The sequence below is a fragment of the Levilactobacillus angrenensis genome (assembly GCF_003946085.1).
GTDB lineage: Bacteria > Bacillota > Bacilli > Lactobacillales > Lactobacillaceae > Levilactobacillus > Levilactobacillus angrenensis.
Window position 1 is genome coordinate 1 of the sequence record NZ_RHOB01000002.1, and the last position, 25174, is coordinate 25174.

The window sequence follows — 25174 nt, forward strand, 5'->3', positions numbered from 1 at the left end:
ATTGACTTCGCAAATATTGTTTGGGTTTGATACCAAGTATCAAACCGCCCTACACATATTTGGTTTGTCGAAACAATGTTCAGTTTTCAAAGGTCTACCAAGTTATCAGAGAAGCAATCGCTCCGTGACAACTTTTAAAGTATATCATGCTGTCAAAATCATGTCAACTAATTTTTAAACATCCTTTTGAATAAATATTGATGTTTGCTGCAACTAATTGAATAAATATTCTCAACAACGATTACTACTATATCAAGAATTGCTAAGACCGTCAAGCCTTTTTTTCAATTACTTGAATCTCAATTCGTCGTTGTCGTCACAACGCTTGTTTGCGTAATTGACAACAAAAAATAGTTTACCAATATCCGCCGCTCCGGTCAAGGGGAAAATGAATATTTACTGAAATTATTTTCAGTCAGGGTTGCCGCTCCTCTTCACTACAGGATTCAAATCCCGTATTCACGCCCTTCAGGTGGTCTACCTCGCACACCAGCCCCATCATTTCAACATAGAAAAAAGTGCCCATCACACATTCTACTGCGTGATGGGCACTTTCGCCTAATTATTTAAGTTCTGGTGCATCCGTCTTGTACGTCGTGGTCTTATTGTGGTTCTTCACTAAAGCACTGGTCTTCTCTTCCTTTTCGGCCTCAGCGAGTTTTGCCATCGCTGGTTTGTACTTATAGGTAAAGGACGCCTTATCGACCTTCTTGAAGCCCTTAGGCTTGTAGAAACGGAGTAAATCTCCATAGATGACCCGGTCAGACAGTGAGAGCTCCGTCGTCACGTGGTTTTGCAACTGGGCCACGGTCTTCTTTTGCGCCGCCGTCAGTGTTAAGACTTTCCCCGTCTTAGTATCGTAGACCGTTCCCCCGATCTTGGTATACTTTGGCGAGACAAAATTACCATTTCTAAAGGCGACCGTCTGATTCCGGTTCTTGGCCAATAGATCTTGGCCAAATTGCACGGTATCCGTGTTCTTTACCCCCAGCAGGTCTAACAAGGTTGGCAGCACGTCGATTTCGCCACCATACGTGTGGTTCACGCCACCCTTGAGTCCCGTGGCATGAATCATGAACGGTACCTTCTGGAATTGTGCCAAGTCAAAGTTAGTGACCTTGCTCTTCCCCAACAATTGGGCAATCGCTGGCCGGTGGTTATTCGAAATCCCATAGTGGTCCCCATAAGCGACGATCATACTATTCTTGTACAGACCGACCTTCTTCAGGTACGTCAGGAATTCCGCAAAGGACTGATCCAAGTAATGAGCCGTCTGTACGTATGGGTCCACGGTCTTATCCCCCGTTTTAGTTGCGGGGAAGTCCGTATTCTTCTTATCTAACTCATACGGGTAGTGGTTCGTCAGCGTGATCAATTTTGCATAGAACGGTTGTGGGAGCTGTTCGATATACTTGGCCGACTGTTCAAAGAAAATCTTATCCTTTAAACCGTACCCCACAGTATACCCCGGCTTTTCATGGTAATAACTGGAGCTGAAGAAGTATTGATAGCCCCATGACTTGTAGGTGTTATCCCGGTTCCAAAAACTCGGGACATCCCCATGAAAGGCCGCTGTCGTGTATCCTGCTTCTTGACTCAAAATAGCCGGTGCCGCCTGGAACGTGTTTTGCGTCCCGTAGGTGGTCATCGCCGAACCCTGAGGTAACCCAAACAGGGAGTTTTCCAGCATCATTTCGGCGTCAGACGTCTTGCCTTGCGCCACTTGATTATAGAAATTGTCAAACGACAACGTGTTCTGACTATGGTAGAACTTGTTGAGCGTCGGGGTAACTTCCTTACCGTCGACCTTGTAGTCGATCAAGAACTGTTGGAAACTCTCCAGGTGAATGATAAAGACGTTCTTCCCCTTCTCCTTACCGTAGTAAGACACATTGGGACTCACGCGGTTTTGTTTCAGGTATTTCAGCACACTCTTCATATCACTGGCATTGGCACTCGCCCGGGTAGCACTTTCCTTTTGGGTCTGGTACGCGTTAAACGCCGCATACTCATTCAACCCCATGTATTTGACGATGTAGTTATTGTCAAACGTCCGCGTCAACAACCCCGAGCGGTCCGCATTGGCCATGCCAAACTCGGCAAACATCAAGCCAAATGACAGCACAGTGATCGAAAAGGCATACCGCCGCTTGAACGGCCGCGGGTCAATGCGAATCACGTGGGTCACCAGCAAGATGATCAAAATCACAATATCAATATAGACAAAAAAATCATAGGCATGGGTGATTTGCGCTAGGCTCTTCCCCAGGTTGTTGCCCACGTCGCTAGAACCCTTCATGATCCCAAAGGACAGGAAGTCGGAAAATTCACGATAGTATAAGACGTTCGCAAAGATCCAAGTCGACTCCAGCACGTTGATGATCATCATCAGCCAATAGGCCAGCCGACCACGGAAGTATAGCGCAATCCCAAATATCAGCAGTGCTGCCGGTACCGGGTTGATGAACAGTAGAAACTGCTGCACACTCCCCTTGGCTCCTAGAGTAAATTCAGTTTGATAGGCAATGTAAGTCTTTGCCCAGAAGAGAACAATGGTTAACAGGAAAAAGCCCATGCGGGTATTGATCCAGTTCATGTTCCGTTTAAAAAAGTTCGCCATGAGACAGCCTCCACAAAGTAATTAACTCACTACAGTATAGCGGATATTAGGGGGTAATCAATCTGATTACGGAACCTTTGAAAAAATTCAAGTTTTAGTCACAAAAACGCCACACCCCGTGAACGCCTTTTTTTCTAAAAAAAAACAAAACTATGGCACCCATAGTTTTGTGATTAGTTATCCGTCAGTAAATCAAATAATTCGATAGCCACTAAATCAATGTTATCAAACTCAAAGGTCGTTTCCGGATTGTGTTCAGTTAACGTGTAAGTGTGGGTCAATTGGTTAAATACGACCGTTGCTTGTTCCACGCCTTCTTTTTCAAAACGACGGGGTTGTGGCTCGTCGGTAGCATCCTCTTGCATCGCCTTCAAGCGATTAATGATGCCAATCAGTTGAGATTCTTCCATGGTTGGTCCCCTTTCTAGCTTTCACTATGATTTTACCAAACTTAGGCCACTATGGCACGCCCTAATCCAGAAAATCTCAATCATTTCCAGAATTCGGTCGTTTCCCGGGGTTCTCTTGGACCTTGTCGGGACGAATCACCATCGCCACTAAGCCCGCTAGCATCCCCAGGTAGTAGGTCAGCAGCCGCCATAAGATCATGGCTAACACTAATTTACTATTCGACGAGATGTAGCTGCGAAAAATCATTTCAAAACTGTACTCTGCTCCCCCAGACCCACCAGGAATCGGGAAAAGTGAAATCACCATCACAATTAAAATGTGTAAACTCGTGACCATGACGATGTTGGCCGTGGTATAGCCCAGTGCCAACATAATAAAATACGGAATCAGGTAGTAGAACATCAGCTGGAAGAAGGTAATCACAAAAACCCGCAGCATGAGCTTCCACTGCCCGCTGATTCGCACACTCTCAGCATAAAAGGAATCAATCTTACCGTTGATATTGGCGGCCATCCGGTCAAACCGTTCGGCCTTCATGAACCATTTCATTGGCGTCATGATGACCCCGACCAATTTCTTGGTGAAGGCGTGCCAGAACATCACCATCAACAGGCCAATGATCACGGCCAAGTGAATCGTGAAGCCAAACACCACCAGCCAAGCCAGCGCGTGCAGTTTGTCCTGAATGCTGTGAAAGCCAATGACCAAGGCAAATAAGAAGTTGATCACAATCATCGACTGGTAGACCACAAACTTCATCAGTAGGACCGAACTGGCCTTCCCGGCATCGACCCCAGTCTGCATCAACGCGATCAGCTGCGCGGGCTGCCCACCGGAAGAAAACGGCGTAATCCCGTTAAACAGCTGTTCGACCATGGGAATGCGCAGGGCATCCTTGAAGGTAAACCCGCTGATGCGATCCGAGATGAACACCTTAACGATCCACGCCTCTAGGCCCAGGTAAATGGCCATGCACAAAATAGCCACCCCAAACCACCAGAAGTTAATATTCACAAAATCATTGACTAGTACAGAAAATTTAATGTCACGCAGGGAGTACGCAAAAATCGCGATTCCCAACAGAAACATTAAGGCTAACACCCATTTATTTCGTCGTGACATGCATTACCCCTCTTTTGCCTGTTGCGTGTAGAATTCCCGCCAAATAGTTGTCAGGTGTTCTTCGGAGTAACGGTCAGCTGCGGCCAGACTCTTCTGGCGCAAGTCGGCTAGCGCGGCAGCGTCATGGGGCAGTCGCTGCAATTGCGCATTCATTTCCGCGTAATCCTTAGCTGGCTGGTAATCGCCCGCAATGATGGCCTGATACAAGTCCAGGTCCCGTAATAAGACGGGCGTCCCGGTACTGAAGGCCTCGAGGACCGACATCGGGAAGAGCTCGTTAAATGACGGCAACAAGAACAGGTCTGCTAAGTCGTAATAGTCCACCAGCTTATCGCGGTCAACGATGCCCGGGAAGCTCAGGTTAGCCGGCGGATTATCGACGACCTTCTTGAGTTCGGCATAGCCATCCGTCATCCGCCCAAAGGAGAAGCCCCCGGCCCAAATAAATTGCAGGTCCGGGTTGTTCCGAGCTAACTTGATAAAATCAAATAACCCCTTGCGCTCTTGAATCTGGCCGATGCCCAAGATGGTAAACCGCTGTGGGTCGTAATGGTACTGCTGGCGCAACGCTACTTTTTGTTCAGCGTCGACCGGGTAGAATTCCTGCCGGCTGACAAAGTTGGGGATATACGTGACCTTTTCCTCAGGGATCCCCGCCGCCACTAATTTCGGAATGAAGGTCGGGTTGACCACCACGATGTGATCCATCCGCTTATAAAAGGCAATCACGTACTTGTAGAAAATCGCCCGAAACGGTTGCGGAATCTTCAGGCTCCCCTCCAAGGTCTCCGGTAAAAAGTGGACGTAACCAATCTTGCGGCCCCGGTGCGGTAGAAATGTTGACAAGTAATAGGAAAAGTTGATCGTGTGGTAATGCGTCAGATCGACGCGACGATAACTATTCACGGATACGTCAAATTCCTGATTCAAGCGCGTTGCCAAAAGATTCATGAGTTCGTTGTAGGCACTCCCCACGCCCTGACCCTTCACGGAATCAGCCGCAGAAAACATGTTGATTTTTAACATCCAATAACTCCTCTAATCACTAAAGTCTGGGGTATCCTCGTGCGACTGCTCGTAGCTCAGTTGCGCATCCTGATAAAATTCAATGATGTGCCGGCCAAAAGTATCCGCAGAAATTTCGGACAATTTTTGCGCCAACAGCTCAGGATCTTGCTCTTCATCCCCGTGCAACAAGTAGTCGACGACGTTCGTCACCAATTCATCTTGGGTCGTGAACGTGACCCCCAGTGTCCGGCTCGACAATAACTCGTCGGTATACGGACTGGTCATGACGACGATCTTCGTGCCAGCGGCCATCGCCTCAATATAGGTCAGCCCTTGGGATTCAGAATCCGAGGACGACAGAAAGACGTTAGCCATATGATAGTAGCGGAACACTTCATCGTTGTTGACCTCACCGGTAAAGGTAATGTGGTCGTTGTAGCCCGACGCCTGAGCCTGGGCTTCCAGGTCTTCTTTAGCCGGCCCATCCCCCACGATGAGAAGTTGGGCGTTAGGCACCTGTTCCAAGATCCGGCCCAGTGCCGTAATGCTGGCCTTGATATTCTTTTCATAAGCCAAGCGGCTCAGCGACAAGATGACCGGCGTATCCGGGTCGTACCCCAGCTGCCGGCGCAAATTGGCCGTGTCGGGTTGCTCATACTGATGCAAGTTGACCCCCGTTGGAATCACACGAATCGGCGCCTTAACGCCATAATCCGTCAAGGTCGTCAATACCCGGTCGCTAGGCGCCACCACACCAGTTAAATGATAACAAAACGCTAATGTCCCCTGTTTAACGTGAACGGGCTTCAGAATCTTCCCGTTAGCCACGTAATGCAAATAGTCTTCGTACATCGTATGGTAGGTGTGCAGACACGGAATCTCCAGATTACGCGCCACAAACTTACCGATCCACCCCATCGAAAATTCCGTTTGGGTGTGGACCACATCCAGATTCAGCTCTTTAGCGATCTGGTAGGCCTGAAACAGTCCCCGAACCGCGATTCGGCGGTCAGTAAATGACACGAACGGAATACTCGAGAACCGAAAGACATTGCGCTCATACACGTTCTTCTCCACGTGTGGATCAGTGGTCGTGAAAATGTAGACTTGGTGCCCCTGTTTTTCCAATTGATCTCGCAACGTCTTAATTGAAGTCGCAACCCCACTCACTTGAGGGAAATAGGTATCCGTAAATATGCCAATGTTCATTGCCAATCCCCCTTGCGTCTTGTGTTTTGGCTAAATAGTTAGGTACTACGCATTTTACAATCATCATAATTATATGGGTTTGCCTAGGTGATTGCAAACTACAACGGCAGTTGCGGTCAAATTAATTGTTGCACAGCTTTTCGATGTTCTTCACCTACCGCCAGCCAATCTGCTGGCGCCGTCGTTCTGTCAGTTTAACACATTGTCACTGCACAAGGACACTGGCGTCTTTGAGACGCGTTCTTCGGCTCCAAGCGAGGCCGAGACTGTTTCTCAGGCTCGGTCCGCCCCAGCGTTCCACCTCATAGTTGGAACAGTCCTCGCTACGAAGCCGTAAACGACTGATTTTAACGCGACAAGTCGCGTGGTGACACTCTTTCCAGCCAATTTTCATCTTTAATTAATAACCCTTTTCAACGACAAAGAACCCGGGAAAAATATCCCAGGCTCCTGTGTATCACCTTAATTAGCCGAAACGGGCGCTCAAAGGCAGCCGGTTCCGCTCAATCATTTGCTTTCATTTTCCATTAATCTGTTTGATTCAAGACATCAGGCACTGCCGCTTGGACCATCGTAACGACCTCTTGGCTGGTGCTGGCTGAATTCAAGACCGTCTCAACTAAGGACTGGAGCTCCTTGGCGTTCAACTGACTGATCAGCTGGCGCGTCTTGAGGATCGTTCCTGCCCCCATGGAAAACTCGTCCAGGCCCATGCCCAACAGCAACGGTACCGCAATCGGGTCGCCGGCCATTTCACCACACATTGCGACTGGAATACCAGCCGCGTGGCCCGCCGTGACGATTCGGTCGACCAACCGCAAAATAGCCGGATGGTAGGGCTGATACAGGTAAGCCACGTCTTGGTTCGTGCGGTCAGCCGCCATGGTGTAGCCAATCAGGTCGTTGGTCCCGATGCTCATGAAGTCGACTTCTTGGGCAAACCGGTCCGCCAGCATGGCTGCGGCCGGCACCTCGACCATCATCCCCACCTGAACCTTGCCCATGGGCACGTTCGCCGTGGTCAGTCTGGACCGTTCATCATCATAGATAGCTTTGGCCTGCCGGAGCTCGTCTAGCGTGGCAATCATGGGAAACATGATCCGCAAATTACCGTAGGCTGACGCCCGCAGCAAAGCCCGGAGCTGACTACGAAAGACATTTTGGTGCGCCAAGCTCTGCCGAATCGCCCGTGCCCCTAAGAAGGGGTTGGCTTCCGGCTTTTGCTTTAGATAAGGTAACGGCTTATCGCCACCGATATCTAGCGTTCGAATCACCACCGGCCGCGGAGCCAGTGCCTGAATGACTTGCCGGTAGGCCATGAACTGTTCATCTTCCGTGGGGAGTTGCTCGCTGTCCATGTATAAAAACTCCGTGCGCATGAGGCCAATTGCTTCGGCCCCGTTCTTCAACACATTCGGAATATCATTGGCGGTCCCGACATTCGCTGCCAATAAGACCCCCACGCCATCTCGGCTCGTCGTAGTGTGGTGTCGGAGCGTCGCCAACCGTTGCATGTTCGCCGTGCGGTCACGCATTGCTTGCTTGGCCAACGCCAGTTCCGGTTTAGTCGGCTCACTGATGACACTGCCACGGGTCCCATTGACGATGACCGTGGTTCCTTCCGCCAAATCCGCCGTCGCCGATTGGGTCCCCACTACGGCGGGGATGTTCAGCGACCGCGCTAAGATTGACGAATGAGACGTCCGACCACCTAGGTCCGTGACAAAGCCCAAGATGTACTTGGAATCCACCGAGACCGTATCACTGGGAATCAGGTCGTGCGTCACCACGACGACTGGTTCCTTCAGCAACGCCAGATCAGGCAACCGCACCCCTAGCAAATGGGCCGTGACCCGCTTGGTAATGTCGTGCAGGTCACTGACCCGCTCTTGCATGTACGTGTTGGTCTGCTCCTGCAGCCGGCTTTCGTAAATTTTGGCCACACTGGCCAGCGCGACTTCGGCATTGATGTGTTCCGTCTTGATCTGCGTTTCAACGGCACCAATAAATTCCGGGTCCTGGAGCATCTCAATGTGAGCACTAAAAACCTGGGCACTGTCAGCGCCCAGGTTTTTAGTTGCACGAGTTTTAATCGTCTCGACTTCTGAGACGGCTGCTTCAAGGGCCTGATGGAATCGATTTAATTCGTAATCAAGATTAGTGATTGACCGTCTTTTTGTGCTAAGGTCTGGTTCAACAAACCGGTAAACCCGGCCGCAAGCCACCCCATCACTGGCGGCAATTCCCTTGAGCATCGCTCTCATTAGTCAGATAAACCCTCTTTTTTCAACGTTTCAGCCACAGCCTTCATGGCATCTGCTTCGTCGTCGCCGTCAGTCGTGATGGTGATGCTAGCGTTTTGGCCAACACCTAAGGACATAACGCCCATGATGGACTTCAAGTTAACGGACTTGTCTTGGTACTGCAAGCTAACTTCTGAGTTGAACTTGCTAGCAGCTTGAACTAATAACGTCGCTGGACGGGCGTGGATACCAGTTTCTGCAGTGACACGAAATTCGCGTTTTTCCATAATTGATCGATCTCCTTTAAGCTTAGGTTGATTTCTTATCTAACGTGACTCACCCTGACCTTGCGCATGGGTCAAACAACCATTTTGTGAGTTACGCCTACCTTCTAAGAATATCAATCTCGCCCCTAAATTACAAGCATTCATGAACCGCTTACATCAAATAATCATGATTCATCGTCATTTTGGCCCCCATCATCGTAACGGTAGATGAGTTTGCCTCCCTTGTGGGCTTGACCCACGACCCGTTTCCGCGTTTCAAAGGCCATGAAGGCTTTTTGAAAGGCGGGAAATTCTTCCGGGGTAACTTCAAATTCATCAAGTTCTTTGTTTTTCAGCTGGTTCATCAGCGCGGTAAAATCTTTTGCCAAATTTTTTCTGCCTCCTCTTTAATGCTGGTTATCTGTGGCGGCTAAGCCAAGTGGCCAGCCTGAGACTAATAGTATACCTGGATTAACCGCCGCCTGCCAATTTAACGTCTTCGGCGGTCGAAGCGTGCCCTGCCGGCTTCCGTTAGTAAGGTGGCCAACCCTTAAACCATTTCGCACCAACGCTAATATTTTACCGGCACCCGACCACCCGTCACGACTAGTCGCACTAGGATTTAGACCACCACTCATCATTGCCTCTAGTTTAGCATGTTCGCCGTCATCCCGGTAGTCTGGGCCCGTCAGAACACCCCGTTTTTAAAGATTTGGCCGTTTTCAAGTAGTGATTTTAGCATTCTACCTAGGAGAGTGCTAGAATGAAAATGTTCGCTGGAGATGTCCCACTGCGCACCGTTTCTGCCCCGAAACAAATTACTTGCACGGGGACGTGAACGCGGTATAATGTGGTCAATGGTCAAGAAAGGTCAAGCCCTTTTGAACGGACCTGCGTGGGACCTCCCACGAGAATTCCAGGCAAGAAAGGAGACGACAAGATGCTATGTCAAAATTGCCACCGCAATGAAGCAACGATTCACCTATACATGAGCGTGAACGGGCAGCGGCAACAAGTTGACCTATGCCAAAATTGTTACCAACTGCTTAAGCAGCAACAAAACGATTCTGGAAATGGAGGTGGCCGTATGGCACAAGATCCATTCGGCTTTGGCAACCTGGATGATATTTTCCGGGCAATGCAAGGCGGCAACAGCAACGATCAAGCTGACTACCGGCAATCCGGTGCCCAACCTGGTCAACCGACCCAACCAACCGGCAACAACGGGGGTAAAGGCAATGGCCTACTCAGTCAGTACGGCTTGAACCTGACCCAGTTAGCTAAGGATGGGAAAGTTGATCCCGTCATTGGTCGGGACAAGGAGACGGCTCAAGTCATCGAAATTCTCAATCGCCGGACCAAGAACAACCCCGTTTTAATTGGGGAAGCCGGTGTTGGGAAGACGGCCGTCATTGAAGGCCTTGCGGAACGCATTGTTGAAGGCAACGTTCCTGAAAAATTAGCCAATAAGCAAATTATTCGGTTGGACGTGGTTTCCCTGGTTCAAGGAACCGGGATCCGGGGCCAATTTGAACAACGGATGCAACAATTGATGAAGGAAGTCCAGAGCAATCCGGACATCATCCTCTTCATTGACGAAATCCATGAAATCATGGGTGCCGGCAACGCTGAAGGTGGCATGGACGCGGGTAACGTCTTGAAGCCAGCTTTGGCACGGGGAGACTTCCAACTCATCGGGGCGACGACTTTAAATGAATACAGAGATATTGAAAAGGATCAAGCCCTGGCACGGCGGTTCCAACCCGTAACGGTCAACGAACCTAGTGCTGATGAAGCCATCAAGATTTTACAAGGCATCCAAAAGAAGTATGAAGATTACCACCACGTTCACTACACGGACGACGCGATTGAGGCCGCCGTTCGGTTGTCAGACCGGTATATTCAAGACCGCTTCTTACCCGACAAGGCCATTGACCTGTTGGATGAAGCTGGTTCGCGGAAGAATTTGACGATCAACGTGGCTGATCCTAAGGCCATTGATGAAAAGATCAAGGGCGCTGAAGACCAAAAGCAGGCCGCTTTGAAGCAGGAAGACTACGAAAAAGCCGCCTACTACCGTGATCAAGTCAACAAGTTAGAAAAGTCCAAGGAGACCGCCAAGAACGCTGAACAAGATCAATCAGCCACGGTCACCGTTAAGGACATGCAAGACATCGTCGAAGAAAAGACGTCCATCCCAGTCGGTGAACTGGCAGCCAAGGAACAACACCAGTTGCAAAGTCTCCCGGTTGATTTGGAAAAGCACGTCATCGGCCAAAACGAAGCCGTCGACAAGGTTGCGCGGGCCATTCGCCGGAACCGAATTGGTTTGAACGGCACGGGTCGCCCAATCGGGTCCTTCCTCTTCGTCGGCCCTACTGGGGTTGGGAAGACCGAATTAGCCAAGCAATTGGCCAACGAACTCTTCGGCTCTCAAGAAGCCATGATTCGCTTTGACATGTCTGAATACATGGAACCACATTCCATTTCTAAATTGATCGGGTCACCACCTGGCTACGTCGGCTATGAAGAAGCTGGCCAATTGACGGAACAAGTCCGTCGCCATCCGTACACCTTGATCCTGCTGGACGAAATTGAAAAGGCCCACCCCGACGTCATGAACATGTTCTTACAAATTCTCGACGACGGCCGGTTGACCGACTCTCAAGGTCGGACGGTTTCCTTCAAGGATACGCTGATCATCATGACCAGTAACGCCGGGACCGGTGATGCCGAAGCCAACGTTGGTTTCGGGGCCGCCGCTGAAGGCAAGACCCACTCTGTTCTGGGCAACTTGACCAACTACTTCAAGCCAGAATTTTTGAACCGGTTTGACGATATCATCGAGTTCAATGCCTTGAGCAAGGATAATTTGATGCACATCGTTGACTTAATGATTGGTGACGTCAACAGTATGCTGGCTGGTCAAGGCCTGCACATTCACGTCACTGAACCAGTTGAGGAACAACTTGTGACTAAGGGTTACAACCCAGCGATGGGGGCTCGGCCATTACGGCGAGTCATTCAAGAAGAAATTGAAGATCGGATTGCGGACTTCTACTTGGATCACGCGGACGTTAAGAACCTCGTGGCCAAGATTGAAGACGGCAAGATCGTCTTAGCTGCCGACACCGAGGCCAATAAGGCTGACGCGGCGGAATCTACGGCGGATACCGATAAGCAGTAACCTGATTAAACGACAGTTGCCTACGGGCGGCTGTCGTTTTTTTGTTGGCTACAATGCGGTCTGCTGGCCGCCTTATCGTTCACTAGAGATGGGGCCAGCTGTGTCACCGGTATTGGCTGAGATTCCTTCTCAGTCTACAGTGTGGGCCGCCTCAAGGACCTGGTTCGCTTTGTCAGGATTTCAAGCGAAACGGAACCGCTTTTCAGGCTGGCGATGTTCCTCCAGAGTAGGCAGCATCTCCGGCCGACTCAGGCTCCTGGTTTCACTAACTTTCACGGACATCGGATTCCCCGTCTCCCCGCCAATTTTCCAATTTTTTGCCTGTCATGGAAGCGTTTTGCAATTAGGGTCTGCAATCAGTTCGCAGAATGCGGTATACTGGTTTTAACGAAACTTCTGGAGGTGAAAGGACATGGCTTTTTTTGACTGGTTACGGCGAGTGATCGAACCGACGCGACCGCCGAAGCATCGCCCGCGGCATGCGCAACGGCGGGTGCCAACGCCCCCGTCCCCCACTGAACCGGTAACCCCACCCGTACCAGCCACGCCTGCGCCCTTACCACCTGCGCCGCAACCCGGGTCCCCGACACCCAGTTCGACACCAGCGACGACCGCTCAGCCCGCCATCACAGCTACCTTGGTGATTCGCCTGGTCGATGACCAAAACCGGCCGCTACAGCCGGCACTGGTGCTCACCGGTCAGCTGCATCACACTGTCCATTTCCGCTTTCCGGAGATTCCGGGATACGCGCTGCGCGACGTCCACGGCTTCACGCAAACCTATCTCAGCGAATACGGTCTGACGACTTTGGTCTACGTGCGGCACTGGGGACAACCGATCATCAGCTACCTCGTGGATTACGATACCGGACGTTTACTACAACTGCCCACCATTTTGCGCGGGCGGCTGGGCACACCGTTTTCATTGACACCACCGGCCGTCACCAACTACCACATTTTCCAGGCTCAAGGGCAACAACGGGGGACCTTCTCTCAGCAGCCAGGACAAGTGGTCTACTACTACCGGCGGGATTCTTGGCAAACGGTTCAGCGCGTTCATCAATTTGTCTTCTTACAAAGCGACCACCAAGTCTACGACGCACCTAATGGCCAACCGTACGGCTACCAATTTCCTACCGATTCGCTGTGGCGCCTGTTCATGGTCATCACCCTGACCAACGGTGACGAATGGTACAACCTCGGGGGCGAACAGTGGCTCCGCGCGCCAGAGACGGTTCGCCGCGACCACCAGTTCATCGACTTACATTTGCCGGCACCGTCCAAATGGCGGCCCCAAGCCTTTGCGCGCATCGGCACGGTGGATTACATCCCTCATCAAGCGGTGTCCATCTACCGCGAACCGTATGGCGAAACGGCGGGCCAACTGAAACACGGCGAAGCACTGGATATTCGCGGCAAGATCGTGGATGACCAACAACTGGTCTGGTACCAAATTGGACCGGACGCGTACATCAACGCGCGCTATGTCCGTTTGGCTCCCGTCGCTTACGCTTAATTCGTTCAATAACGTTAAAAAGAGAGTCCTGGGGAAAATTTCCGGACTCTCTTTTTTGTCATGCCACTTTAAAATGGCACTGGTTTTTCTGCCGTTCAATTTGCTAGCCCTAGTCAGTTTCTACTAGCCAATCAGCATTGTCTCGCCGCTGCCAGCGCTTGGCAATTTCCAAGACCAGTGTCGGCACGAACATTGCCGGAATCACGACCATCCAGGCCACGAATGGTAAGCTCACGAGGCCAAACATCCCTTGCAGGCCCGGAACCGTCGCGATACCAATCACCAAGGCGATGGCCAAGAACATGGCCCCATTGAGGACCGGGTTGCGTCGCAGACTTTGGGTGGTCAACGGCTGGCGGTCCTTGATGGCGTAGATGTCGATCATCGACCCGACTGCCAGCACCAAGAAGACCATCGTCATGCCCACCGTCGCTTGACCAGCGGATAGGCCAAAGCGGCCCAGCGCGTAGATTCCCAGTGTCAGGAAGGTAAAGGTTACCGCGCGGGTGGCTAGTCGACTCCCCAGTCCGCGGGCAAATAGACTTTCGTCGTTGGCCACTGGCGGTTGTTCCATAGCTTCCTTTTCGCCCGGCTCGCGGGAAATGTAGAAGCCTGGAATCCCGTCAGCCAGCACGTTGATCAACAGGAGTTGTTCCGCCAGTAACGGCGCACCCCAGCCCATCAAGACAGAACCGACCATCAGGAAGATCTGGGCGAAGTTGACCCCCACCAGAAATTCCACGGCCTTTAAAATGTTTTGGTACACCGTCCGACCTTCTCTGACCGCCGCAATGATCGTCGCAAAATTATCGTCCGTTAAGACCATGTCGGCCGCTCCCTTGGAGACCTCGGTGCCGGTGATACCCATGGCGATACCCACATCAGCCGCCTTTAAGGCTGGGGCATCGTTGACCCCATCCCCAGTCATCGCCACTGTCTTGCCAGCACGTTGCCACGCCTGAACGATCCGAATCTTATCCGTCGGTGAGACCCGGGCATAAACCGCAACATCAGCGATCTGCGCATCCAGTTGGTCATCCGTGAGCGTCCGGAGTTCATCGCCCGACATCACCAGCTGGCCTGGCGTTAAGAGGCCAATTTCCTTAGCGATTGCTTCGGCCGTCACCATGTGGTCCCCGGTGATCATCACCGGCTTGATACCAGCCCGCTTGGCTTCGCGAATCGCCGGGATCACTTCTGGCCGCGGCGGGTCAATGATGCCCACCAGCCCCGCAAATTTCAGGCCTTGGGTGAGCACTGCCCAGTCATGCGTCTGCGTGGCCGGCATCACCCGGTACCCCACTGATAAGACCCGCAGTGCTTGCTGGCCAAAACTGTCATGCATGGCCCGCGCCTGGGCCAATTGGGCTGGCTGCCAGTCAATCGGCAAGCGGTCAAAGGCCCCCTTCACGATGACCAGCTGCTGGCCATCTGCCAACCGGTGAATCGTCGCCATCGTTTTCTTCGTAGAGTCAAACGGGTCTTCGGCCAACCGTGGGGCTTGTTGTTCAAATTGCTGACGACTGCGGTCGTGTTGCGCTAACCACCGAACGATGGCCAGTTCCGTGGGGTCCCCCATGGTTTCTTCTTGGCCATTAACGGTTTGAATCTCGGCATTCGTCGCCAATCCCAGGTACCGCATCAGCTGTTCCCCAGCCGGCGAGAGGTCTTCGGCCGCCAGCGCATTTTGCGTGTTGGGTGTCCAGTAACGCGTAATCGTCATCTGGTTTTGCGTCAGCGTCCCGGTCTTGTCAGACGCAATCACGTCAACACCCCCGATGGTTTCCACCGCGTTGACCCGGCGCATAATGGCATTACGTTTCGCCATCCGCTTCACGCCATGCGCCAGACTAATCGTCACGATAATTGGCAACGTTTCTGGTACGGCCGCCACGGCTAGGGAAATCCCGATCATCAAGCTATCCGCTAACCCTTGATTTTGCATCCAAATGCTGAGGGCAAAAATCACGAGTCCTCCGAGCACGGCAAAGGCCGTCAACCAACCGGATAAGCGGTTCAACCGTCCTTGAAGCGGCGTCGCCCGTTTCTTCGTCTTGTTCAGTAGGCCGGCAATTTGGCCCAATTCCGTGGCCATCCCCGTCGTTACGACCTGCACGATGGCCGTACCTGCCGTGACCGCCGTACCGGAGAAGACCTGTTGGCTTTCCGTGGCGGCTGCGGGGTCCGTCAATTTTTCCTTCGCCACAGGCACACTTTCTCCCGTCAACACGGCTTCGTCAACAGCCAGGTTGGTGCTCTGGAGCACGACGCCATCGGCCGGAACTTGATCGCCGGCTTTTAAGAGCACCAGGTCGCCTGGCACCACGTCTTTTGCCTGGAGCGTCTGGGCGATGTCGTCTCGGCGCACGGTCGTCGTCGGCAGGCTCATGGACTGCAGGGCCGCCAGCGCCTTTTCCGCGGAGGCTTCTTGGTACAACCCAATAATGACATTAATCACTAAAATGGACCCAATCACAATCGTCTTGGTCCAACCACCGCCTTGAAACAACGCCATGTAGCTGGCCAGTCCGACCGCAAACAGCAAGACCAGCGAGGAGACATCACTCAGGTGGCGCGCCACCTGCCGCCACAATGCGGGTTTCTTCGCAGCGACCAATTGGTTCGTCCCAAATTGGTCCAGGCGTTCTTGTGCCTGACGAGCCGTTAAGCCCTGCTGCGCTGTTAACTGAATTTTCGTCATCTCTTTTCTCTTCATAGTTTAATCCTCCGTTATATAAATGAATCATCGTATCAATTACTATAATCTTATTATTACGAAAAGTTTTGTATAGAATTAGTGCAATTTGTGAAGATTTCTGGAGACTTGCCCGGAACCAAACCAAAAAGCGCTACCGACCGGCCTTCACGGCTCTTCGGTAGCGCTCATTTTATTTGATGAGATTGCTTGTTCCGGTGGTACTGTCTGTACCAGTTGACTGCCTTACCTGAACACTAGACAAGCCAGTTGCCACAGTGTTGATTGACTACAGGTTCTTATCCATGTTGAAGGTCAGATGTGACAGCGTCAGACCTTTTTCAATCAGGTCGTTGGTCAGTTGCGTGGTGACCTTGCGCATGTCGGCGACGACCTGGTGATTTTGCTTCGTCAGAAAGGCCGTTAAATCGTCCCCTGACAACGACTTGGCTTGGGCTAGGGTCGTGGCCACGTGAGCCCGCAGACTCTGCTTAGCGGCCGTGATGTAGTCCGTATCCTGCTCGATGAACTGAACGTAGTGTGATTCCACGATCATCGACAGCTTACGGTACATCCAGTAAGCACTGACGTCATCCAAGTGAACTGGCGTCTGGCTGTACGATGGGTCCGTATCCGTGGCGTTGGCAAAGAACGGTACGTAAGGACTGAAGGCCGGTACCCCGAAGTTCAACCAGAAAATAGCGGAGCTTTCGGCTGGCACGTCGTTACGTAACTGGAGCACGTGAGAATTTTGCGTCCGGTTCATGGAAATCGGCCGGAATTTCAGCTTATCGGCATCATCCCCAGGACCCAGCGGATCGTACTTAGTCTCGTTGTAGTGCGAGCTCAAAATGTACTCAACGTCTTCTACGCTGATCTTGTGACTGGTCCGGCAAATAAATGGCAGGTCGCTGGATTGCGGGTCCTGTTCAATTTCCGGATTGAGGACGTGTTGGCCAAACCAGACCCGCGGCGTGTTGTAGTGCCGGTCTTTTTCATTATCAGTCCCAAAGATGTGCCGGAAGTTCCAGCCGTCTTGGTCTGGGTTCAAATGGTTGTCGGCCACAAACGCTTGGATGCCCTCAGAATACATGAAGTTATCGGGGTCATCAAAGCTGACCTGTTGAATGGCCACTTGGTTGGCGGTCACGGCGTAAGCGTCATCCGGGATTCGTTGCGCCACCCAGTGATGGCCAGTCACGATTTCCATGTACCAAACCTCATCATGATCAGAGAAGAGCACGCCGTTACCTTCAGGTGACCCATATTCCTTGATCAGATTGCCGAGATAGCGCACCCCATCACGAGCGGAGTTGATATACGGCAAGACCATCGTCTGGAGAGAATCTTCCGCCAGACCATTTTCCACTAAGGGGTCTAATGCCAGCGGTGCCGGGTTGCCGTAAACACTTTCGGTGGCACTCATTGCCACGTTTTTTTCGTTAAAGCCGCTTTCGGCGTAGACCCCTTCCTTGTCGACCTCAACGTTCGGGGTCGCCAAGTAACGGTAGCCGTCGCTAGGGATGGGTGCCGTGAAGCCATTTTGATTGGAGACCCAGGTCCGCTTGGGTTGGTCGTGTTCGGCTGGGTGCACGTAAAACCGTTGTGGGGTCAGGGGTAAGAAGGTATCATCGTTTCGAGCGATGAGCGTGGAGCCATCGACCGTTGCGTCCTTGCCGACTAAGACAGACGTACAAGCCGAGAGATGCTTTGCGAATTTCATAATTAGTGGTCACTCCTTATTTTTTCTACGAATCATATTTTACCGCTTTTCCCTACGCAAGACTAGTTTCGGCTTTAACCCGTGATAATGACAAAATGGTAACACTTTCAAAAAAGTGTTGACATTTAGAATGAATTGTCTAAAATAGAGTTGTATTCAATTGATAGGAATTTCACATACACTTACTTGTGAAGTACCCTTCAAAAAATCTTGTTTTGGGAGGCACCATCATGAAAGTCACAGTTGTTGGTTGTACACACGCAGGCACCTTTGCCATTAAGCAGATCTTAGCAGAACATCCAGATGCAGAAGTCACCGTTTACGAAAAGAACGATAACATCTCCTTCCTGTCCTGTGGGATTGCCTTGTACCTCGGTGGAAAGGTTGCGGACCCCCAAGGTTTATTCTATTCCAGTCCTGAAGAACTCAAGAGCTTAGGCGCCGATGTCCAAATGAATCACAATGTTTTGAACATCGACCCTGATCAAAAGACCGTGACCGTCGAAGACATGAATACCCATGAACAAACGACGGCCGACTACGACAAGCTGGTCATGACCTCTGGTTCTTGGCCAATCGTGCCTAAGATTCCGGGGATTGACGGCGACCACGTCAAGCTTTGCAAGAACTGGAACCACGCCCAAACTTTAATTGAAGAAGCCAAATCAGCTAAACACATTACCGTGATTGGTGCCGGCTACATCGGTGCCGAACTGGCTGAAGCCTACTCAACGACTGGCCACGACGTCACGTTGATCGACGCCATGGACCGCGTGATGCCAAAGTACTTTGACTCAGAATTCACAGACGTGATCGAGCAAGACTACCGCGATAACCACGTGCAATTAGCCTTAGGCGAAACGGTTCAGAGCTTCACTGATACCGGTGATGGCGTCACCATCAAGACCGACAAAGGGAGTTACGACACGAACTTAGCCATCTTGTGCATCGGCTTCCGGCCAAACACGGACCTCTTAAAGGGCAAGGTCGACATGGCTAAGAATGGCGCCATCATTACTGATGACTACATGCGCTCCTCTAACCCAGACATTTTCGCTGCCGGCGACAGTGCCGCTGTGCACTACAACCCGACCCACCAAAACGCCTACATCCCACTGGCTACCAACGCGGTGCGTCAAGGAATCTTAGTTGGTAAGAACTTGGTCAAGCCAACCGTGAAGTACATGGGGACACAATCCTCCTCTGGCTTAGCCCTCTACGACCGGACCATCGTCTCGACCGGGTTGACGCTGGCCGCTGCCAAGCAACAAGGCATCAACGCCGAACAAGTTATCGTCAAGGACAACTACCGGCCAGAATTCATGCCAACCACGGAACCCGTTTTAATGTCGCTGGTCTTTGATCCCGACAGTCGGCGGATCTTAGGTGGCGCGCTGATGAGTCACTACGACGTCTCACAATCAGCCAACACCCTTTCCGTTTGCATCCAAAACGAAAACACGATTGACGACCTGGCCATGGTCGACATGCTCTTCCAGCCTAACTTCGACCGGCCGTTCAACTACCTGAACATCTTGGCCCAAGCGGCACAAGCCAAGGTCGCTAAGCTCCAACCAGCCGAATAACGCTTCTTTATTTAACCGAATAACGCTTAAAAAGGTTGTGCGCATTCACTTCAGAATGCGGCACAACCTTTTAGTCTGGGCCAGACTTTCAAGCGAATCGGAAGCCCGTTTCTCAGGCTGGCGGTGGTCCCCATAGCAGGCAGCAGGTGGAACGCAGGCTCTGATTTAGCCAATTTTAATATCCAGAATCCTTTCCTAGCTTATTCATTATCAGCCTTGATACTCGCTAGTTAATCGACTCTTGCCCCAGTGTTACGGGACATCGTTCAGCAGCCAGGTCACCGTACTCGAATAGGTACCGGACAAGGCCGCACTGTTGACCTCGAGCAATAGCCCGCTCTCGTCGTCCCAGTCATCGACCACATTGGTGACCACGTCTGCGTCTTCAGCCTCACCTTGACTGATGGTGATGGGCGTCGTTCCAATCGGCGTGCGGTCAGCCCCATCATGGTAACTCAACGTGCCCGCCAGTATTTGGCCGTGTTGATTGACAAACGGCGTGCTGGTCACTTGGAGCGCCCACTTTGCCCCGGCCTCCCGGGTATCAAGGATTTCGACCTGCCAGTCCAGTGTCCGCTTGACCCGTTGGTGCGTGCCGGTCAGCGTGGTCTCTTCAAATGAACTTCGGTCCGCGACCGTCTGGAACACCAGCTGACGACTGACGGTAATCGTAAATTTCACTTCATTCGACACGTTGCCGTAGGGATCGGACACCGTGGTGATCAGCGTGTTCTGACCACTTTGCAGGTCGGCTGCCGCAACCGTCACGTCGAAACGCCCACTGGATGGGTCATCGCCGGCCGTCATTTGAAAATCTGGGCGTTGTTTGCCGTTCAAGCTGGTGTGGACCGTCATGTCCGGATTGGTCAGGTCGACCCCTTCCGGCACGACGACCAGCCCCTTCATGATTGCGTCTTCATTTGCTTCAAGCTGCACGCTACTGCCGGATAGCGACGCCGCGTACAATTCCAGCGTTGGGTTCAGAGTAAAGGCCGGCGTATCCGTGGTCACGACCCCGTTGACGGCACTAAAGGTACTAGCCACCGAGTTCACGGTGACGGGTGCTTTCAAATTATTCGCCGTTCCCGTTAGACTGATGGTAGCCGTCGCGTTGGCAGCGGACAGTGCCTGGGCCAATTTGACCGTGACCTGATTGTTCGTCAGCCCCGCCAGGTCGACCGTTGCCGTGGTGCCATCCGCGTAGGTGATTTTCCCCGCGTCGACTGCCAGTTGGTCTGGAATCTGGAGTTGCGCTTGCACGTCCTGCCAGTCTTGCTTACCACTCAAATAAGCCAATTGGTACTCCAGCTTAAACGCGTCTTGCCCCTTGAGGCTATCGCCATCTTGAATGACCTTGCCCGTCGTGGTATCCGTTAGCTTGGCAGTCGCCCGCGCGTCGACCAAGCCCGGAACTTCTTCGATGACCACTAAATTATTTTCATAGCTATCCCCAGTGGCACCGGTAAAGCCCCACCGGATTTGACCGGTGTTTTTCGGATCAATCTTGTTTAAATCCAACTTGGCGGTCGCCTGCAGGCCAGACTGAGCCGTCCCCGACACCGGGTCCTTATCGTTGAAGGTGTACGTCATTTCCTGCGTGCTCGCATCCCAATCTAAGCTTAAATGGTGCCACGCCCCGTTAGCCAGCAGCGTGTAGTCCCCCTTCAACAGGCCATCGTGGGTCTGCGTCGCGTAGTAGCCCACGCTGTAGATGGGCAGTAGCGTCGAGGTTCGGACCATTTGGTAACTGCTCGTTGCGGCGGGATAGTTATTGGCGATGTGTGGGCCGGCGATACCGACGTCAAAGGAATCCGCGTCCCCGGTATTGCCGTAATTCGTCGACGTGTTCAGGTGCGTGTCAAATTCCAGCGCCCAACTGTTTTGAATCGCCGTCGTGGCCAGCTTGTCTGGCGTCGTCTGCTTCTTATCTGTGTCGACGCCCCAGACACCCAGCGTTTCGCCAGACACATTCTTGCCAAATTTCGGCGTGGCCGCTAAACCGCTTTCATCGTTGTGCATCACAAAAGCCATGCCGTCCGCGGCCTTCTTGCCAGTGTTGCCGAAGTATAGCCACATCGAGGCGGACTGGTTCTGAGTCAAATCAAAAACGTTGTCCGCCGTTGACCACAGCGCCCCAAATTGCTTCTTACCATTGTTGACCTTCGCTGCCTGCGTGCCTGTAATGGCGGGATTCGTCGTACCGACCACCGCGGCTTGGTTATTGCTCGTGGTCCCCGGCACAAAAATGTTATCGAGGGAGATTCCCTGCGGTGCGGTCTTCAACGCTTGATCATAATCCGCATCCGCCTGCGCCACGGTACCGCCAATCAGCAGTAATCCCAGGCCAACGACCCACCCTAACCAATTCTTTCGTTTCATCGCAACCGCTCCTCTCTGTCCCCAAACGGTTGTGGGACTTAATCTCTATCTGCCATGACCATTTCGTTTATAGTGTAACAGAAATAGGCTTTTTCCGACTGAGTCGAGCAGATTTCGAAGAGCAAGCTTCGAAATTTGACTTTCAGTAATTGACCAACTCACTGCCTGATAATCCGATTCGCTGACAGCAGGCAAAAACCGCCGCAACGGCTGCCTCCCAAGAGGCGCGTTGCGACGGTTCAGTTATGCTTAAAGTTTAGCAGTCAATTCAACATCTGGGTACTTGTCCTTGAACCAACGTTCTGCGAAGTGGTTTTCAAACAAGAACAGTGGCTCACCGTGATTGTCCTTGACCAACAGGTTCCGGGATGACGACATCCGTTCGTCCAATTGGTCCGGATTGATCCAGCGGGCAGTCTTCTTACCCATTGGTTCCATGACAACTTCGGAGTTGTACTCGTTTTGCATCCGGAACTGGAAGACTTCGAACTGCAGTTGACCCACGGCCCCTAAGATGTAGTCGCCAGTCGAATACGACGTGTACAGCTGAACGGCCCCTTCTTGGACCAGCTGATTGATCCCCTTGTGGAAGGACTTTTGCTTCATGACGTTCTTAGCTGAGACCCGTACGAAGAGTTCTGGCGTAAATTGGGGAAGCTTTTCAAACTTGATCTTATTCTTACCCGTATAAATGGCATCGCCAATCTGGAAATTCCCCGTATCATACAGTCCGATAATGTCTCCAGCCACGGCCGTTTCCACGTTTTCCCGTGTGTCGGCCATGAATTCCGTCACGTTGGACAACCGGAGCTTCTTACCGGTCCGTTCCTGGATCACGTCCATCCCCCGGTCAAATTCACCGGAACAGATCCGCACGAAGGCAATCCGGTCACGGTGATGCGGGTTCATGTTGGCCTGAATCTTGAAGACGAAACCGGAGAATTCAGGGTCGGTCGGTGCCACGTCCGTATCTTCTTCGGTGTGGTGGCTCGCCGGCTTCGGCGCGTATTCCAAATACGTTTCCAAGAACGTCTTGACCCCAAAGTCAGCCAAGGCGGACCCAAAGAACACCGGCGTTTGGTCCCCACTGGCAATCTTAGCTTCGTCAAATTGGTTACCGGCCTCACTGATCAGCTCCATGTTGTCCTTGGCATCCTGGTACCAGCTGTCCTCTTCCAAGGCGTTGGGTTCGGCCAAGTCGCCGTCATCCTTTAATGGCAAATACTGGTGGGCGTCGTCATCGGGCCGGAACAAAGCCACACGGTGGTGGTAACGGTCATACAGACCCTTTAATTCCTTCCCCATTCCGATTGGCCAGTTCATCGGATAACCTTCGATGCCCAAGACATCTTCCAGCTCAGCGATGAGGTCCATCGGGTCACGACCATCCCGGTCCAGCTTGTTCATGAAGGTAAAGATCGGGATGCCTCGCATCTTACAAATTTGGAACAGCTTCTTGGTCTGCGGTTCGATCCCCTTGGCGGAGTCGATAACCATGACCGCGGAGTCCACGGCCATCAGGGTCCGGTAAGTATCTTCAGAGAAGTCTTCGTGTCCTGGGGTATCCAAAATGTTGATTCGCTTACCTTGGTAGTCGAATTGCATCACGGAACTGGTAACGGAGATGCCCCGCTTCTGTTCGATTTCCATCCAGTCAGACTTGGCAAAATTACCACTCTTTCTGGCCTTAACGGTCCCGGCTTCCCGGACCACGCCCCCAAACAACAGCAGCTGTTCGGTAATCGTCGTCTTCCCGGCATCGGGGTGAGAGATGATGGCAAACGTCCGGCGTTTATCCACCGCTGACGCTAAAGTTTTTTCACTCATATTTTTTCCTCACAAATTTTTTTATTTAGTATTTAGAGTCTCATTTAAGTTTAAAGGTCACAGCTAGTAATTTTAACACATTTAGCAGGCTGTTGAAAGCTATCAGCCGGTGAACACCTGGCTCCGACCTAGACAGTTCAGGGGCCCCGTCAGAGTTTTGCCAGCTAGTTCGTCGGTTGCTGGGATTTCGTGGTATGATTAAGGAATGAAGTTTATTCTTAGAAACGGGTGAAATTATGTCGGCGTCTACTGAAGCCTTACTCATTGAAATCGTCTTTGGTGTGGGAGCCCTAGTGGTCTTGGGTGGCCTGGCCGGGTTGCTCATCGCGCGGGCCAAGCACCAACCATTGCGGCCCACCATGTCTGTGATTCTCTGTGGTGCCGGGCTAGCGGTGATTGCGTTGCTGCTCAACAACTTGTTGTTTCGGAGCTACGACCACGTCCAATTAAAAAAGAATCAATATTACGAAGTCACCAGCCTGACCGCCAACATGAAACAATCGCTGGCCAGCAGCCGGACGGCCAATCAACCGGTTAGTCCTCAAGCCAAGAAGGCCAGCAAGAATGTCACTTACCTGGTCAAGAATCTCAAGCAGCCGACGCACGCGTTGCGCCTAGCCAAGGAAGCCCAACACCAGCTCACGACGGTCAAGCAGCCTAACGTGCAATTGGTGCGGCGCAATTACCGGGTAATCTTGCATTCGTACTTCAAGCAGACGGGCATCACGACCGAGCAAGTCGATCAGCTGACCGCGCACGCCTACCGCCAAGCCACTAGTTATCAACGGTAAGATTGGCTAGTACAAACCAGGCCTCCGCCAGTGGCCCAGACATTCCGCCTACTATGGGGACACTTCCAGCAACAAGGTTAATACTGGCCGCCTACCGTTACGTGAAACTCTAGGCTGGAACGCTGAGGAAGGACGGACCGAGCCAAGTTCTCGCCCCTTGCTTTGAGCCGAAGAGCACGTCTCAAAGTCACCAATTTACCAGCAAAACCCACTGGTAAATTCCCCGGCTGAGCCTAGATTTCACTTCACTCACGGCCACAATACCGCACGTCACCAGCAATCCGTTTGCCCACCATAACAGGCCGCGGCACACTAAAGGTTAAAAGTCATGTAGGCATTGCGGCCCCACCGCAGTCAGCCCCATCACGATAATCAATGACACAACAACAATCAAAAAAGCTGCAGGTTCTCACATCAACGTGAGTGCCTGCAGTTTTCGTTTGTATGGTCATTTAAGTTGTCACCGTGAGAATCACGACAGTTAGCGGTGCCCAGCTAGATAGGTTTAAACCCACCTAACTGACCGTGTACCACCTTTAGCGAACGGTAAGACGGTCAGCCCCGCATCATCTCGTCAGCCACAGTTGTCAC

General features: G+C 52.0%; 16 protein-coding genes. 4 read left to right on the forward strand and 12 right to left on the reverse strand.

Features of this window, described 5'->3' with window-relative positions; translation table 11 throughout:
* Window positions 1-562: 562 nt before the first annotated feature.
* The 8 genes from EKM83_RS00950 to EKM83_RS00985 form a co-directional block, all read right to left on the reverse strand.
* Window positions 563-2620, reverse strand: coding sequence for an LTA synthase family protein (locus EKM83_RS00950; RefSeq protein WP_125574786.1), 2058 nt, complete (start codon window positions 2618-2620; stop codon window positions 563-565).
* A gap of 173 nt (window positions 2621-2793) precedes the next feature.
* On the reverse strand, window positions 2794-3030 hold the full coding sequence (locus tag EKM83_RS00955; protein WP_125574787.1) for a YkuJ family protein: 237 nt from the start codon (window positions 3028-3030) through the stop codon (window positions 2794-2796).
* Between the two features lie 76 nt (window positions 3031-3106).
* Window positions 3107-4153, reverse strand: a complete 1047-nt coding sequence (locus tag EKM83_RS00960) for a lysylphosphatidylglycerol synthase transmembrane domain-containing protein (protein ID WP_125574788.1) — start codon at window positions 4151-4153, stop codon at window positions 3107-3109.
* 3 nt (window positions 4154-4156) lie between these two features.
* Window positions 4157-5179 carry a glycosyltransferase family 4 protein gene (locus EKM83_RS00965; RefSeq protein ID WP_125574789.1) on the reverse strand — a complete coding sequence of 341 codons (1023 nt, stop codon included), beginning with the start codon at window positions 5177-5179 and terminating at the stop codon, window positions 4157-4159.
* Window positions 5180-5191: 12 nt separating this feature from the next.
* A complete protein-coding gene (locus EKM83_RS00970; protein WP_125574790.1) occupies window positions 5192-6370 on the reverse strand; it encodes a glycosyltransferase family 4 protein in 1179 nt (392 codons plus the stop codon).
* Between the two features lie 527 nt (window positions 6371-6897).
* Window positions 6898-8634 (reverse strand): phosphoenolpyruvate--protein phosphotransferase, encoded by a 1737-nt coding sequence (gene ptsP / locus EKM83_RS00975; RefSeq protein ID WP_125574791.1) that lies wholly within the window; start codon window positions 8632-8634, stop codon window positions 6898-6900.
* Window positions 8634-8900 (reverse strand): phosphocarrier protein HPr, encoded by a 267-nt coding sequence (locus EKM83_RS00980; RefSeq protein ID WP_125574792.1) that lies wholly within the window; start codon window positions 8898-8900, stop codon window positions 8634-8636. The genes ptsP and EKM83_RS00980 overlap by 1 nt, the downstream gene beginning before the upstream one ends.
* A 164-nt stretch (window positions 8901-9064) precedes the next feature.
* Window positions 9065-9268, reverse strand: a complete 204-nt coding sequence (locus EKM83_RS00985; protein WP_225418602.1) for a hypothetical protein — start codon at window positions 9266-9268, stop codon at window positions 9065-9067.
* A 551-nt stretch (window positions 9269-9819) separates the two neighbouring features.
* Between EKM83_RS00985 and EKM83_RS00990 the strand changes: the two genes are divergently transcribed.
* Complete coding sequence (locus tag EKM83_RS00990; protein WP_125574793.1) at window positions 9820-12066, forward strand: ATP-dependent Clp protease ATP-binding subunit; 2247 nt, start codon at window positions 9820-9822, stop codon at window positions 12064-12066.
* A gap of 412 nt (window positions 12067-12478) precedes the next feature.
* A complete protein-coding gene (locus tag EKM83_RS00995) occupies window positions 12479-13582 on the forward strand; it encodes a MucBP domain-containing protein (protein ID WP_125574794.1) in 1104 nt (367 codons plus the stop codon).
* Window positions 13583-13691: 109 nt separating this feature from the next.
* Here EKM83_RS00995 and EKM83_RS01000 read toward each other — a convergent pair whose 3' ends face one another.
* Together EKM83_RS01000 and EKM83_RS01005 are read right to left on the reverse strand one after the other, a co-directional pair.
* Window positions 13692-16298 (reverse strand): cation-translocating P-type ATPase, encoded by a 2607-nt coding sequence (locus EKM83_RS01000; RefSeq protein WP_125574795.1) that lies wholly within the window; start codon window positions 16296-16298, stop codon window positions 13692-13694.
* A gap of 268 nt (window positions 16299-16566) precedes the next feature.
* The gene (locus EKM83_RS01005; RefSeq protein WP_125574796.1) at window positions 16567-18000 is read right to left on the reverse strand and encodes a C69 family dipeptidase; all 1434 of its coding nucleotides are present in this window, start codon (window positions 17998-18000) and stop codon (window positions 16567-16569) included.
* A gap of 230 nt (window positions 18001-18230) precedes the next feature.
* On the opposite strand from EKM83_RS01005, the gene EKM83_RS01010 reads away from it, so the two are divergent.
* Entirely contained in the window at window positions 18231-19586 is a 1356-nt protein-coding gene (locus EKM83_RS01010) for an FAD-dependent oxidoreductase (protein WP_125574797.1), read from the forward strand.
* A gap of 252 nt (window positions 19587-19838) precedes the next feature.
* Here the strand turns inward: EKM83_RS01010 and EKM83_RS01015 are convergent, their stop codons facing one another.
* Both EKM83_RS01015 and EKM83_RS01020 read right to left on the reverse strand, forming a co-directional pair.
* On the reverse strand, window positions 19839-21965 hold the full coding sequence (locus EKM83_RS01015; protein WP_125574798.1) for an L-type lectin family protein: 2127 nt from the start codon (window positions 21963-21965) through the stop codon (window positions 19839-19841).
* Between the two features lie 249 nt (window positions 21966-22214).
* Window positions 22215-23792 (reverse strand): peptide chain release factor 3, encoded by a 1578-nt coding sequence (locus EKM83_RS01020; RefSeq protein WP_125574799.1) that lies wholly within the window; start codon window positions 23790-23792, stop codon window positions 22215-22217.
* A gap of 236 nt (window positions 23793-24028) precedes the next feature.
* Between EKM83_RS01020 and EKM83_RS01025 the strand changes: the two genes are divergently transcribed.
* Window positions 24029-24583: a hypothetical protein gene (locus EKM83_RS01025; protein ID WP_125574800.1), complete on the forward strand. Its 555-nt coding sequence runs from the start codon at window positions 24029-24031 to the stop codon at window positions 24581-24583.
* The last annotated feature ends 591 nt before the right edge of the window (window positions 24584-25174 follow it).